This is a genomic window from Pseudomonas sp. WS 5411, from assembly GCF_012985595.1.
Lineage (GTDB): Bacteria > Pseudomonadota > Gammaproteobacteria > Pseudomonadales > Pseudomonadaceae > Aquipseudomonas > Aquipseudomonas shahriarae.
This window is the reverse complement of the sequence record NZ_JAARMC010000001.1, coordinates 240,518-254,234: the sequence shown is the minus strand read 5'-3', so window position 1 is coordinate 254,234 and position 13,717 is coordinate 240,518. Positions and strand designations below refer to the sequence as shown.

The 13,717-nt window shown below is 62.3% G+C and carries 13 protein-coding genes; 11 read left to right on the top strand and 2 right to left on the bottom strand.

What is annotated here, in order from left to right:
• Positions 1-918, bottom strand: a complete 918-nt coding sequence (metR, locus tag HBR93_RS01200; RefSeq protein ID WP_169959708.1) for a transcriptional regulator MetR — start codon at positions 916-918, stop codon at positions 1-3.
• Positions 919-1,100: 182 nt separating this feature from the next.
• On the opposite strand from metR, the gene HBR93_RS01195 reads away from it, so the two are divergent.
• From HBR93_RS01195 to HBR93_RS01175, 5 genes are all read left to right on the top strand, one after another.
• Positions 1,101-2,120 (top strand): alpha/beta hydrolase, encoded by a 1,020-nt coding sequence (locus HBR93_RS01195; protein WP_169959707.1) that lies wholly within the window; start codon positions 1,101-1,103, stop codon positions 2,118-2,120.
• Between the two features lie 61 nt (positions 2,121-2,181).
• The gene (locus HBR93_RS01190) at positions 2,182-2,835 is read left to right on the top strand and encodes a DsbA family oxidoreductase (protein ID WP_057438339.1); all 654 of its coding nucleotides are present in this window, start codon (positions 2,182-2,184) and stop codon (positions 2,833-2,835) included.
• 184 nt (positions 2,836-3,019) lie between these two features.
• Positions 3,020-3,940 (top strand): hypothetical protein, encoded by a 921-nt coding sequence (locus HBR93_RS01185; protein ID WP_057958584.1) that lies wholly within the window; start codon positions 3,020-3,022, stop codon positions 3,938-3,940.
• Positions 3,937-4,317, top strand: coding sequence for a transporter (locus HBR93_RS01180; RefSeq protein ID WP_057438341.1), 381 nt, complete (start codon positions 3,937-3,939; stop codon positions 4,315-4,317). Before HBR93_RS01185 ends, HBR93_RS01180 begins: the two co-directional genes overlap by 4 nt.
• Positions 4,314-4,727 carry an EamA family transporter gene (locus tag HBR93_RS01175; RefSeq protein ID WP_057438343.1) on the top strand — a complete coding sequence of 138 codons (414 nt, stop codon included), beginning with the start codon at positions 4,314-4,316 and terminating at the stop codon, positions 4,725-4,727. Before HBR93_RS01180 ends, HBR93_RS01175 begins: the two co-directional genes overlap by 4 nt.
• A 114-nt stretch (positions 4,728-4,841) precedes the next feature.
• On the opposite strand, the gene HBR93_RS01170 is transcribed toward HBR93_RS01175, so the two are convergent.
• A complete protein-coding gene (locus HBR93_RS01170) occupies positions 4,842-5,606 on the bottom strand; it encodes a MipA/OmpV family protein (protein ID WP_169959706.1) in 765 nt (254 codons plus the stop codon).
• Positions 5,607-5,836: 230 nt separating this feature from the next.
• On the opposite strand from HBR93_RS01170, the gene HBR93_RS01165 reads away from it, so the two are divergent.
• The 6 genes from HBR93_RS01165 to HBR93_RS01140 all read left to right on the top strand — a co-directional run bounded on the left by HBR93_RS01165 (position 5,837) and on the right by HBR93_RS01140 (position 13,174).
• Complete coding sequence (locus HBR93_RS01165; protein WP_057438346.1) at positions 5,837-6,535, top strand: MtnX-like HAD-IB family phosphatase; 699 nt, start codon at positions 5,837-5,839, stop codon at positions 6,533-6,535.
• Complete coding sequence (locus HBR93_RS01160) at positions 6,528-7,922, top strand: aminotransferase class III-fold pyridoxal phosphate-dependent enzyme (protein WP_057438348.1); 1,395 nt, start codon at positions 6,528-6,530, stop codon at positions 7,920-7,922. The genes HBR93_RS01165 and HBR93_RS01160 overlap by 8 nt, the downstream gene beginning before the upstream one ends.
• Positions 7,919-8,800, top strand: coding sequence for an alpha/beta fold hydrolase (locus HBR93_RS01155; RefSeq protein WP_057958588.1), 882 nt, complete (start codon positions 7,919-7,921; stop codon positions 8,798-8,800). The genes HBR93_RS01160 and HBR93_RS01155 overlap by 4 nt, the downstream gene beginning before the upstream one ends.
• Positions 8,801-8,884: 84 nt before the next feature.
• On the top strand, positions 8,885-10,012 hold the full coding sequence (locus HBR93_RS01150; RefSeq protein WP_169959705.1) for a GNAT family N-acetyltransferase: 1,128 nt from the start codon (positions 8,885-8,887) through the stop codon (positions 10,010-10,012).
• Positions 10,009-11,787, top strand: a complete 1,779-nt coding sequence (locus tag HBR93_RS01145; protein WP_057438354.1) for a HAMP domain-containing sensor histidine kinase — start codon at positions 10,009-10,011, stop codon at positions 11,785-11,787. The genes HBR93_RS01150 and HBR93_RS01145 overlap by 4 nt, the downstream gene beginning before the upstream one ends.
• Positions 11,777-13,174, top strand: a complete 1,398-nt coding sequence (locus HBR93_RS01140) for a sigma-54 dependent transcriptional regulator (protein ID WP_057958591.1) — start codon at positions 11,777-11,779, stop codon at positions 13,172-13,174. Before HBR93_RS01145 ends, HBR93_RS01140 begins: the two co-directional genes overlap by 11 nt.
• Positions 13,175-13,717: the final 543 nt, after the last annotated feature.

The window sequence follows — 13,717 nt, the reverse complement described above, 5'->3', positions numbered from 1 at the left end:
TCAACGGACTGCGCTGACCCCATCCAGGGTCGAAAACGAGGTGTCCTTGGCCGTCAGCAAAAAGTCGCGCATGTACGGCGCATCCAGCATATCCGCGCGGATCCCGGCGTACAGCGTGGCAAACAGACCCCTCTCGCCCAACCGCTTGGCCTTCACATAACCCCGCGAGCTGTACTCGTGCAGCGCCCAGTGGGGCATGCCACACACGCCGCGTCCGCTGGCCACCAACTGCATCATCATCACCGTCAGCTCCGAGGTACGGACCTGGGCCGGCTCGACGTCGGCCGGCTCCAGGAAACGGGTGAAGATGTCCAGGCGGTCGCGCTCTACCGGGTAGGTGATCAGGGTTTCGCTGAGCAGATCCTCGGGCACGATGTACGGCTTATTGGCCAGGGCATGCTGGTTGGCCACGGCGAGCATCGCTTCGTAGGTGAACAACGGCACATAGGTGATGCCCGCCAGCTCCAGCGGGTCGGAGGTCACTACCAGGTCCAGGTCGCCACGGGCCAGGGCTGGCAGCGGGGCGAAGGCAAAGCCGGAAGCCAGGTCCAGCTCGACTTCCGGCCAGGCATCGCGGAACTGGTCGATGGTCGGCATCAGCCACTGGAAGCAGCTGTGGCACTCGATCGCCATATGCAGGCGCCCGGCGGTGCCGCCGGCCAGGCGTGCGATATCCCGTTCGGCACCGCGCAGCAGCGGCAGGGTGGCGTCCGCCAGTTGCAGCAGGCGCAGGCCGGCGCTGGTGAAGCGTACCGGTTTGGTCTTGCGCACAAACAGCGGCATGCCCATGCGCTCTTCCAGCTCTTTGAACTGGTGGGACAGTGCCGACTGGGTCAGGTGCAGGCGCTCGGCGGCTTCCACCAGGCTGTCGGCTTCGCGCAAGGCGTGCAGGGTCTTGAGATGACGGATTTCGAGCACGGGCTCTCCATGAAGATAATTTGTGACAAGTTCGGATAGCGTGAGTTTGTCTCATGTTGCCAATTCTGTCGACCATGACCGCTGGGCACTCTTCATCAAACTGTCACGTAACTGTGGCAGCGCGCTTGAACAAACTTCATCAGACTCGCGCTCTACTGGGGTTCTGCGTTTCGGTGTTTTTCATGCGCGTGTTGCTTTTACTGGCCGCCTTATTGTTCGGCCTGCCGTCTTTTGCGGCTTCTCGATGTGATGTCAATGTCCCGACTGAGCGGGTCGACCTGGAGCAGGTGAGCCTGGCGTACCAGAGCATCGGCCGTGCTTCCGACCCAGCGTTGCTGCTGGTGATGGGCCTGGGCGGGCAGTTGATCCACTGGCCGGACGAAGTGGTGGTCGCCTTGTGCCAACAAGGTTTTCGGGTGATCCGCTACGACAACCGTGACGTTGGCCTGTCCACCTGGCGCCAGGCCCCGGCCAGCGCCAACCTGACCTTTGAAGTGCTGCGCTACAAACTCGGCCTGCCGGTGGCTGCGCCCTACACCCTGACCGATATGGCCGACGACGCCCTGGGGTTGATGGATGCGTTGCAGGTGCGCCAGTTCCATGTACTGGGCGCGAGCATGGGCGGGATGATCGCCCAGCATCTGGCGGCGATGGCGCCGCAGCGCGTAGAAAGCCTGACCCTGATCATGACCAGCTCCGGCGCCGAAGGCCTGCCCGCGCCGAATGCCGCGCTGGTGCAGTTGCTGTCGCGGCGCAGTGCGCCCAACCGTGAAGTGGCCCTGGAGCAGCAGGCCGACTTGCTGGCCGCCCTGGGCAGCCCCCAGGTCGAGGATGACCGCCAGGCGTTGCTGCAGCAGGCGGCGCAGTCTTACGACCGGGCATTCAATCCCGAGGGTGTGAAGCGCCAGATCATGGCCATCCTTGCCGAACCGAGCCGGGTGCCATTGCTCAACCAACTGCGCGTGCCGACCCTGGTGGTGCATGGCACGGCCGACCCGTTGTTGCCGGTGATGCATGGTGTGCACCTGGCGGCGCATATCCAGGGCAGCCAGTTGCGGCTGATCCCGGGTCTGGCCCATCGTTTTCAGGAAGCGTTCAAGGCGCCGTTGCTGGCGGCGGTGTTGCCGTACCTGCAAGCCCACCGCGAAGAGGCGGCGCAGTGGGCGCAGGTTGAGCCCGTGGCCCCCGCCAAGGTTTTATGACGGCCGCGTAGAGGTGTATGGTGCGAACTTTGTGGCGTGTAATGCCTGCGAGGTTGCCTGAATGAGTACTTCCCTGAAAATCGACTTTGTCAGCGACGTGTCCTGCCCCTGGTGCGTCATCGGCCTGCGCGGCCTGACCGAAGCCCTGGACCAACTGGGCGCCGAAGTGCAGGCCGAGATCCACTTCCAGCCCTTCGAGCTGAACCCGAACATGCCCGCCGAAGGGCAGAACATCACCGAGCACATCACCGAGAAATACGGCTCCACTGCCGAAGAGTCCCAGGCCAACCGCGCGCGCATCCGCGACATGGGCGCCGCCCTGGGCTTTGCGTTTCGTACCGATGGCCAAAGCCGTATCTACAACACCTTCGACGCCCATCGCCTGCTGCATTGGGCCGGGCTCGAGGGCTTGCAGTACAACCTCAAGGAAGCGCTGTTCAAGGCTTACTTCAGCGATGGCCAGGACCCGTCCGACCACGCCACGTTGGCAATCATTGCCGAGAGCGTTGGCCTGGACCTCAAGCGCGCAGCCGAGGTTCTGGCCTCGGACGAGTACGCCGCAGAAGTCCGCGAGCAGGAGCAGCTGTGGGTATCACGCGGGGTGAGTTCGGTGCCGACCATCGTGTTCAACGACCAGTACGCGGTCAGTGGTGGGCAGCCGGTTGAAGCGTTTGTCGGTGCAATCCGCCAGATCATCAACGAAGCCAAAAGCTAACAAACACCACCGACCAAATGTGGGAGCGGGCTTGCTCGCGAAAGCGGTAGATCAGCTAAGTATCTCTTGACTGACCCACCGCCTTGGCGAGCAAGCCACATGGGTTCCTGGCCCATCCCTTGCATTACCCCCCTAAAGCCCCGCCGGTAAGCGGCTGGGCACTGCCAGGGGGTGAAACATTACCTTGAATATTCTTGATCTCGACCACAGCCTCACAGCCCAGGCACCCATCGCCCGGCGTCTGGCCAGTGGTCAAGCGACGCGCCTGGACCTGCTCGACCTGGGCCCGAAACTGCGCCTGTGGTCCACCGAAAAAACCTGGAAACGCTTTGCCCAGCGCCTGGCCCAACGGCCCCGGCCAAGCACGGCGCGCCCGGAAATCTTCTTTGTCGGCTCCGGCGACTATCACCACCTGACCCCGGCTTTTCTCGCCGAAGTGCAGGAACCCATCAGCCTGATCCACTTCGACAACCACCCCGACTGGGTACGCCTGGCCCCGCGCCGACACTGCGGCTCATGGGTCAATCAAGCCCTGAAGATGCCGGCGATCCAGCGCATCGTCACCCTCGGCCCGTGCAGCGATGACCTGCATAACCCGCAACTGCGCGGCGGTAACCTCGGCGCCCTGAAGCGCGGGCACTTGCAGTTGTTTCCCTGGCAGCACGCGCCGTCGAAAGTCTGGGGGCGGGTAGGGGATGGCGCCGGCCATGCACAACAGGAAAACCACCTGCACTGGCGCAACCTCGCTGAGCTCGACTGGCCTGCATTCCTTGAGCAAATGATCGCCAGCCTGCCCACCGAGGCGGTATGGATCACCCTCGACAAGGACGTGCTGGCCAGCGAAGACGCGGCCACCAACTGGGACCAGGGCGGCATGCGCCTGACGCACCTGCTGCAAGCCCTGCGTGCGTTGGCGGCGAGCAAGCGGATCCTTGGCATCGACGTGTGCGGCGAGTTTGCCCAGCCTGCGTTCAGCAACGCCTTCAAGCGCTGGGAAGCCAAGTCCGACCAGCCGCCGGCCGCACGCTGGAGCGCTGACGACCTGCTGCGTAACGCCACCACCAATGAAGCGTTGATCAACCTGTTCGAGGAGCTGTTCCCGTGACCCTGACCGTCGTGTTGCTGGTGGCCTTTTCCATCGTTCTCGATGTGATCGGCCAGTTGTGTTTCAAATTGGGCCTGGACCGCTTGCCCGAACTCGAAGGCGGCTTTCGCCTGAATGCCTTCTGGGGCCAGGTATTTAATGCGCCGTTGCTGTGGGCGGGCATCGGCGCCTATGTCATCGAATTTTTTGTCTGGCTTGAAGCCTTGTCCCGCGCGCCGTTGAGCCTGTTGTTCCCGGCCGCCGCACTGGCTTACTGCGGGGTGGTGTTGGCGGGCAAGGTGATACTGGGCGAAACCGTCAGCCGCCGGCGCTGGCTGGGCACGATGGTGATTACCGCCGGCGTGATGTTGGTGGCTGTAGCAGGAGCACAATCATGAGTTCGCAAGAGATGGCTATCCGTCCGGTTGGCTGGCTGCATGGGCGCTTGGGCACCGTAGTATTATGGGCGTTGTTGATCCTCACCGAAAGCGCCGGGCAGTTGTTTACCAAGGTGGCTGGCGATCAAATTGGCCAGATGGATTTCAATTGGCAATGGTTGGCGGCGGTGGCAGTCAACCCGGGGATCCTCGCGGCGATCGCCTGCTATATCGGCGCGTTCTTTGTGTGGATGCTGATCCTGCGACGCAGCAGCCTATCCCTGGCCTTCCCCCTGAGTTCGCTGGTGTTTGTGGTGGTGCTGCTCGGCTCGTGGTTGGGGCTGGGCGAGCACATCAGCTTCCTGCACTGGGTGGGCGTGGTGGTGATTATTGGCGGGATTGCACTGCTGGCCGAGGGCGAAGAAAACTGAGCCCAGACTGGAATGACGGACAAATGTGGGAGCGGGCTTGCCCGCGATGCAGGCGCCGTGGTGTATCAGTTACACCGCGGTGATGCTATCGCGGGCAAGCCCGCTTCCACACAATCAATCGAAGGTGTAGCTGATCGCCGTCTGCACCTGCCCCTGGTTCACCTCGCCGGCCTGGCGAACGATGCTGCTGTCCGCCGCTGATCCCAGCAGATGCACCCAACTGGCACTGGCCAGCAACGACCATTTGGGCGCCAGGGGAATCTGCACGCTCTGGGTCAGTGTCAGGTTCTGGAACCCGCCGCTGGCGTTGTACGGGCGAATCCCGGAGCCTGCCGCTTCCTGCTCATCCACCCCGAAAAACGTCTGGGTCTGGCGGCCATCGGCAAAATGCGCGACCAGCCCCGTGCTGCCAATCACTGCGCCGCCCAACGGGTAACCCAGCTCCCCGCCGAGCTTGCCGAGCACGCCGCTTTGCGCGCGGGCACCGCCCACGGCCCGCCCCAGTTGCGCGTAGACCCGCCAGAAGTCCGCTGGCGCGTACTGGATAAACCCGCCGACCTCGGCCATGTCCGACACATCCCGCAGGCCCTTCAGCGGCCCGTGGGCCGTGCGTCCCGCCAGGTAATTGAGGTACGGCCCGGCACTCAAGCCATTGCTGTTGAGCGCACTCCAGGTCAGGCCGTCATCGGTATCGAGGCTGACATCTCCCCAATCCAGGTCGAAGTAGGGCACCGGCACGGTCTGATAGCGGCTGGCGGCGGGCTCCCGTGGCTGATAGCTCAGGCCCAGGCCCACCTCGCCGCTGATGTCGGCCGCTGCTGCCGAACCCATCCACAGCCCCAGGACGCCGGCGAATACCCGCGAAGTCACCCTGAACATATTGCTTGCTCCTCTTGCAAAATATGCGCGCATGAACGCGCAGGCGCAGGGCCCCACGCAAGCACTCATGTTGTTTGTAGCGACCTACAAAAATTGTAGCTTGGGCGCTGGGTATTTCACCGTGACATGCGGCAGAAGCCCGGCCCCATTGGGTTTTGTGCACTTGGCACAGTCCCTGCTCTAACCCTGGTACAAGCGCATCCGCGCTGTCATCTCCAAGGTAAACGCAGATGAATGACTGGCATATCGTGTGTGACTTCGATGGGACCATCACACCCACCGATGTCATCGACAATGTTCTCCAACGCTTCGCCGGCCCCGAGTGGGAAACCATCGAGCAACAATGGCTGGACGGCCATATCGGTTCCCGCGAATGCCTGAGCCGCCAACTGGCATTGATCAAGGCGACACCGGCCGAACTGCTGGCGTATTTCGACACCGTCGAGATCGACCCGGACTTCCCGGACTTCGTCGACCATGTCCTTGGCCTGGGCGCGTCCCTTGAAGTGGTCAGCGACGGCATCGAGCAAGGCATCGCGCGGATCCTTTCGCGCAACTACGTGACCCTGCTGCCGATCATCGCCAACCGCCTGCGCCAGGTTGACCAGAACAGCTGGCGCATCGACTTCCCCCATGCCAGCGACGCTTGCCGCGCGGCCTCGGGCAACTGCAAATGCAAGTCCACCCCGCGTAACAAACGGGTGTTGGTGATCGGCGACGGCAAGTCCGATATGTGCGTCTCGACCACCGCCGATTTTGTCTTCGCCAAGGGCAGCCTGGCCCAGTACTGCCAGGCCCACGCCATCCCCCATCTGCGCTTCGACACCTTTGCCGAACTGCCGGCCTTGCTGGCCAGGCTGCCCCAGGGCATCGCCGCCAACGCCACCCATTTCACTTCCGAAAATCAGGAACTCTTTCATCATGTCTGATATCCGTATCGCTACCGCCGAAGACCAGGTTCTGCTGGATAAAGAAGCCAAATACTGCTCCTACGGCGACACCGTCCACTACATCGACCCGCCGCGTATCTTCAGCCGTTGCGAAGGCTCCTACGTGTGGGACACCGAAGACCAGGCCTACCTCGACCTGCAAATGTGGTACTCGGCGGTCAACTTCGGTTATGCCAACCCGCGCCTGAACAATGCGCTGAAACAGCAGATCGACACCCTGCCGCAAATCGCCAGCCAGTACCTGCACAAGGGCAAGATCGAGCTGTCGGAAATGATCGCGGTGGATGCCAAGAAAAAATTCGGCCTCGATGGTCGGGTGCATTTCAACGTCGGCGGTTCGCAGTCCATCGAGGACTCGCTGAAGGTGGTGCGTAACGCCACCAACGGCAAGAGCCTGATGTTCGCCTTCGAGGGCGGTTACCACGGGCGCACCCTCGGTGCGTCGTCCATCACCTCCAGCTACCGCTACCGTCGCCGCTACGGCCACTTTGGCGAGCGCGCCAACTTCATCCCGTTCCCGTACCACTTCCGTGGTCCCAAGGGCATGACCAAGGAAGAATACGGCAGCCACTGCGTGCAGCAGTTCGCACGGCTGTTCGAGACTGAATACAACGGTGTGTGGGACCCGAAAGTCGGCCAGAGCGAGTACGCAGCGTTCTACGTCGAGCCGATCCAGGGCACTGGCGGCTACGTGATCCCGCCGATGAACTTCTACAGCGAACTCAAGCAGGTGCTCGACCAGCACGGCATCCTGATGGTGGTCGATGAAATCCAGATGGGCTTCTGGCGCACCGGTAAGTTGTGGTCGATCGAGCACTTCGATGTGCAGCCGGACGTGATCGTGTTCGGTAAGGCCCTGACCAACGGCCTCAACCCCCTGGGCGGCATCTGGGCCAAGGAAGAGTTGATCAACCCGAAAATCTTCCCACCAGGTTCCACCCACTCCACCTTCGCCTCCAACCCGCTGGGTACGGCGGTGGGCCTGGAAATGTTCAAGATGACCAGCGAAGTCGACTACGGCGCGATGGTCATGGCCAAGGGCAAATACTTCCTTGAAGGCCTGCAAGAGTTGCAAAAGCGCTTCCCGATCATCGGCGACGTCGATGGCCTGGGCCTGGCCCTGCGCTGTGAAATCTGCGGTCCCGATGGCTTCACCCCAGACAAGGCGACCCTGGACTACATGGTTGACGAGGGCATGAAAGGCGACATGTTGGTAGACGGCCAGAAACTCGGGCTGATCCTCGATGTGGGCGGCTACTACAAGAACGTGATCACCCTGGCGCCGTCCCTGGAAATCAGCTACCCGGAAATCGACCTGGGCTTGAAGCTGCTGGAGCAACTGCTGACCCGAGCGATGAAGCGGTGAACCAGGCCGATATCGATCTCGGCGAAGGCAACGCCGGCTTCGTTCTCGGCAACGGTCCGGTCGGGGTCTTGTTGATCCACGGCCTGACCGGCACCCCGACCGAGTTGCGTCGGGTCGCCCAGGGCCTGGCCAAGGAGGGCAACTGCACCGTGTATGTGCCGACCCTGGCCGGGCACTGCGGGGGCAACGAAGACCTGCAGGCCACCGGTTGGCGCGACTGGTACGAGGGCGTGCGCAAGACCTTTGTCGGCGTGCAGCAGCGCCATGCGCAGGTGTTCGTCGGTGGCTTGTCCATGGGCGCGGTAATGTCGATGTACCTGGCCTCGGAGTTTCCGGGCCAGGTCGCCGGGTTGCTGATGTACTCCACGACCCTCAAGTACGACGGCTGGAGCATCAACAAATTTGCCTTCATCACGCCGTTGCTGATCCGTATTCCGTTCGGCGTGCGCCTGTTCCGCTTTACCGAGAAGCCGCCCTACGGCATCAAGAACGAACGCCTGCGGGCCATCGTCGAGCGGCAGATGAAAGAGGGTGAGAGCAGCGAGGCCGGGTTGTTGACCATGGAAGGCGTCACCGTGCGCGAGCTGCACTGGATGAATGCGGTGGTGAAGAAACGCATGCCGTCGATCAAGACCCCGGCGCTGGTGCTGCACTCCATCGAGGACGACATCACCAGCCGCTGGAACGCCGACTACGTGGAACGCCACCTGGGGGGGCCGGTGACCAAGATCCTGTTGGACAACTGCTATCACATGATCACCGTCGACCTGCAATACCGCCGGGTGATCGAGTTGAGTGCCGACTTTATCGAGCAGCACACCGGTTCAAAAATGGGCGATGTCTCGTTCTGCGAGCCCGCGCTGGCGGCGGCACAGTAAACATTGATGTTGCCTGAGCCACCGCTATCGCAGCCTCGCGGGGCGAGACAGCGCCTACAGGAGCACTTACAGGGATATTCCGATGTGATCACCGCACACACCTTCCCGAGCATCCACGCCATCGAACGCAGTGCCTGGAATGACTGTTTTCCCCAGGCGTTGGAGGATTGGGATTACTACGTCGCCGTAGAAAACGCTGCCATCGACGACTTCCAGTGGCGCTACCTGGCCCTCTATGAGGACGGGCAACTGCTGGCCGTCGCCCCGGCGTTCATCACCCATTACCGCCTCGATACCACCGTGTCGGGCATCGCCAAACGCTTTACTCAGCGCCTGGAACGCTGGTGGCCGGGAGCGTTGCGCCTGGGCTTGTACGCCATCGGCTCGCCGGTGGCCGAGCAATGCCATGCCGGTGTCGCCAGCCATGTGCCCGCTGCGCGCCGCAGTGCGCTGTTGGAGCAATTACTGGTCGCCGCGCGTCGGGATGCCGATGCATTCGGCATCGGCCTGCTGGCGGTCAAGGACGCGCCGAGCCTGGATCAGGACTGGGCCGACAGCTGCAAGACCGCCGGCCTGCACAGCATGCCGAGTTTGCCTACCGGGTTGCTGCCGCTGCCCTACGGCTCGGTGGATGCCTATCTGGGCTCCCTGGGCAAATCCACGCGCAAGGATTTGCGGCGCAAGCTGCGTGCGCCGGGGCCACACGTGGAGTGGCGGGACAATGTCGATGATGTGTTGCCGGATATCATGCGCCTCTACGAAGCCACGCTGGCTCGCGCCGACCTGCAATTCGAGCGCCTGCCTGCCGGTTATTTCAGCCAGGTGCTCGCCCAGCTTGAACAACGGGCGCGCTGTGTACTTTACTGGGTGGATGGGCAACTGGTGGCGTTCAACCTGGTGCTGCTGGACCAGCACCGGCTGATCGACAAGTTCTTTGCCCACGACCTGGCCCAGAGCCGCGAACATAACCTGTACTTTCGCAGTTGGCTGACCAACGTCGACTACTGCATCGAGCACAATATTGCGTTGTACGAGTGCGGGCAGGCCGGGTATGCCAGTAAGCTACGCCTGGGCTGTGAGTTCGCCGGCAATACGCTGTTCTTCCAGCACCGCAACCGGCTGCTCGATACCCTGCTCAAGCTGGTAAAAGTGTTTATTCGCCCGGACCGATCCGACCCTGCCATGGCTGCTGCAATAAGCGAAACCCGATGATCGCCAAAACCCGTCAGAAAGCCCGCCCATTTGCCATTTCCCGCTGGAGCCTGCAGCGCAAGCTGGTGTTGGCGTTCTGGCTGGTGACGGTGATCCCGACCATGATCGCCGCCGAGCTGGCGGCCACCACCCTGTCGCAGATTTTCGACAGCAACGTGCGCATCTGGCTGCAAGAGTCGACCCGCATCGTCAAGGATGAAGTCAGCGACATCCTGCACGACAACGCCCGTGTGGCGCAGATCTTCCTGCGGTATGTGCGTCCGCCTTCCAGCCATGAAGCGATGCGTCATGACCGTTTGATCGCGGACATTGCCCGCGCCACTGATATTGATGTGGTCACGCTGATTCGCAGCAGTGACAGCAAGGTGATGTTCAGCACCGTGGGCGATGATGTGGTGAAACAAATCAGCCTCGCTCCCAATGCCGTGTTGCAAACCGTGCAGGTCGGCGGCGTGGCCACCGGGGCCGTGATTTCCTCGTTCGAGACCAGCCAGGATGGCGTCGACTACGAACTGTTGGTCGGTACCTACCTGGACAGCAGCTTCCTGACCAGCGTCGCCGAGGTGCACTCCCTGGACTTGCGTCTGTACCTGGCCAATACCGAAGGCTTCTCGGAGATCTTCTCTACTCAGCGTTTTGAAGACCACCCGACCCGCGTGCCGAAATCCGTGGAAACCCTCCTGCGCAGCACCAAGCAGCCCAGTGAACAGTTCACCAGCAACTACAGCGGCCTGTACTGGCCGATCTTCAATGACACCGGCGAGTTACAGGGCGTGATCTTCAGCGGCCTGCTGCGCCACACCAGCCTGGTGGGGCTGGTGAACCAGAGCAATCTGTTTGTGCTGATCTTCCTGCTCAGTTCCGCTTTGTCCCTGGGGGCCGGTGTGCTGGTCTCCCGGCACCTGACCCGGCCACTGCGCGAATTGTCCCAGGGTGTGAGCGCGGTGATCAGCGGCAACTACCAGCACCGCGTGGCCGTCACCGGCGGTGACGAGCTGGCGCAATTGAGCAGCACCTTCAACCATATGACCGAGCGCCTGGGCGAGTTGCATCACCTCGAAGCCCAACTGCGCCGCCGCGACCGCCTGCATGCCCTGGGCGAAGTGGCGATGGGCCTGGCCCATGAAATCCGCAACCCGCTGGGCATCATCAAGACCGCGACCCAACTGCTGCACCGTCGCACGGACCTGCCGGAGACCGACAAGCGCCACCTGGAATACGTGATCAGCGAAGTCAGCCGGATCAATGACCTGATCACCGATTTCCTCGACTTCGCCAAGCCCAGCGAACCGCTGCGCAGCCAGCAACCGGCGCGGCCGCTGGTGGAAGAAATCCTCGGTTTCTGCGCGCCGGAGCTGGCCAGCCACGCCATCGACGCCCATCTCGACGACCAGGCGCCGGGTGCGACCCTGTATGTGGACGCCAAGCAATTCAAGCAGGCGTGCCTGAACCTGATCCTCAACGCCATCGACGCCATGCCCCAGGGCGGGCGCCTGACCTTGAGCATCAGCCGTGTCGATCACTACACGGTGATCAGCATCAGCGACAGCGGCCAGGGCATCCCCCCTGAAATGATCGAGCGGATCTTTACCCCCTTTGTTACCACCAAGGCCTCGGGCACCGGCCTCGGCCTGGCGAAAGTCTATTCAATCATGGAGAGTCACGACGCCAGCATCGAATGCACCAGCGAGAAAGATGCCGGCGCCACCTTCAGCCTGTACATTCCGGCCAACGGTGAAGATGACGGCGACGACGAGGACAGTCATGACACATAACATATTGGTGGTCGACGACGAGCCCAAGCTCTGCGATTTGCTGTCGTCGGCCCTGAGCCAGAACCATATCCAGGTGTTTATCGCCGGCAATGGCCTGCATGCGCTCAAGGTGCTGGAGCAGGAGGACATCGACCTGGTGATCAGCGACTGGCGCATGCCCGGCATGGACGGCCCGCAACTGCTGGCCGAGATCAAGGTGCGCTACCCGCAATTGCCGGTGATCGTGATGACGGCCTACAGCACCGTGAAAAATGCCGTGCAGTCCATGCGTAACGGCGCCTACGACTACATTGCCAAGCCCTTTGACATCGACGAGCTGGACATCACCGTGGCCAAGGCCTTGCAGTTTCGCGACATCATGCGCGACAACGCACGGCTGCGTGCCGAACTCGATGAACATGCCCAGTTCGATAGCCTGGTCGGGGAAAGCCCGGCGTTTCGCCGAGTGTTGCAGGCGGTGGATTCGGTGCGTGAAAGTAACGCCACCATCCTGTTGACCGGCGAAAGCGGCACCGGCAAAGAAATGGTCGCCCGCGCCATTCACAAGCATGGCAACCGTGCAGACAAGCCTTTTGTGGCGGTCAACTGCGCGGCGATCCCCGAAGGCCTGCTGGAAAGCGAAATGTTCGGCCATCGCAAGGGCGCGTTTACCGGCGCCGTGGCCGACCGGGTAGGGCGCTTTATGCAGGCCGACAAGGGCACGCTGTTTCTCGACGAAGTGGGGGATATGCCCCTGGCGTTGCAGGCCAAGATCCTGCGCGCCTTGCAGGAACGGGTGATCGAGCCGGTCGGCGACCCGCGTGAGCGCAAGGTGGACGTGCGGGTGATCGCCGCCACCAACAAGAACCTGCTGGAAGCGGTGGCGAACAAAGAGTTTCGCGAAGACCTCTACTACCGCCTGAATGTGTTCCCGATCCCACTGCCAGCATTGCGCGAGCGCGTCGAAGACATCGCCCCGCTGGCCCGCCACTTTGCCCGCAGCCTGAGCGCCAACGCCGGTAAACGCATCACCGGCTTCAGCCCCGACGCCTTGCAGGCCATGGCCGCCTACAACTGGCCGGGGAACATCCGCGAGCTGCAAAACTGCGTGGAGCGCGCGACCATCGTCGCCTCCAGCCCGGTGATTGAAGATATCGACCTGCCGGCCTACCTGTTCGCGTCCCAGCCGACCGAGCGGGATGTGACGACAATCCTCAGCGAAGGCCCAGGCGTGCCCCAGGACCTGGACGCGGCGCTGGCCGAGGTGGAAAAGGCCTACATCCTCGCGGCCTTGCAGGAGAGCAATGGCGTACAGGCGGCTGCGGCGTCGCGGATTGGCATCTCCGAACGTAGCTTTTGGTACCGCTTGAAAAAGCTGGGGATCCAGATCGACAAAATCGTACGCTGAGCCCTGGGAACCACACATAAGCAAATGTGGGAGCTGTCGAGCTTTAGCGAGGCTGCGATGCAGGCAGCTGGGTTTTTCAGGTGTACCGAGTCGATCCCATCGCAGCCTCGCTGGGGCTCGACAGCTCCCACAAGGGATTGGGGAATCGCAGGGATCAAATGTGGGAGCTGTCGAGCTTTAGCGAGGCTGCGATGCAGGCAGCCGGGTTTTTCAGGTGTACCGAGTCGATCCCATCGCAGCCTCGCCAGGGCTCGACAGCTCCCACAAGGGATTGGGGAATCGCAGGGATCAAATGTGGGAGCTGTCGAGCTTTAGCGAGGCTGCGATGCAGGCAGCTGGGTTTTGCAGGTGTACCGAGTCGATCCCATCGCAGCCTCGCCAGGGCTCGACAGCTCCCACAAGGGATAGGGGAATCGCGGGGATCAAATGTGGGAGCTGTCGAGCTTTAGCGAGGCTGCGATGCAGGCAGCTGGGTTTTTCAGGTGTACCGAGTCGATCCCATCGCAGCCTCGCCGGGGCTCGACAGCTCCCACAAGGGATTGG

Coding starts and splice junctions, on each gene's coding strand:
- HBR93_RS01140 (WP_057958591.1), top strand. CDS start 11,777: ATGACACATAACATATTGGTGGTCGACGACGAGCCCAAGCTCTGCGAT.
- HBR93_RS01195 (WP_169959707.1), top strand. CDS start 1,101: ATGCGCGTGTTGCTTTTACTGGCCGCCTTATTGTTCGGCCTGCCGTCT.
- HBR93_RS01145 (WP_057438354.1), top strand. CDS start 10,009: ATGATCGCCAAAACCCGTCAGAAAGCCCGCCCATTTGCCATTTCCCGC.
- HBR93_RS01165 (WP_057438346.1), top strand. CDS start 5,837: ATGAATGACTGGCATATCGTGTGTGACTTCGATGGGACCATCACACCC.
- HBR93_RS01190 (WP_057438339.1), top strand. CDS start 2,182: ATGAGTACTTCCCTGAAAATCGACTTTGTCAGCGACGTGTCCTGCCCC.
- HBR93_RS01170 (WP_169959706.1), bottom strand. CDS start 5,606: ATGTTCAGGGTGACTTCGCGGGTATTCGCCGGCGTCCTGGGGCTGTGG.
- HBR93_RS01160 (WP_057438348.1), top strand. CDS start 6,528: ATGTCTGATATCCGTATCGCTACCGCCGAAGACCAGGTTCTGCTGGAT.
- HBR93_RS01175 (WP_057438343.1), top strand. CDS start 4,314: ATGAGTTCGCAAGAGATGGCTATCCGTCCGGTTGGCTGGCTGCATGGG.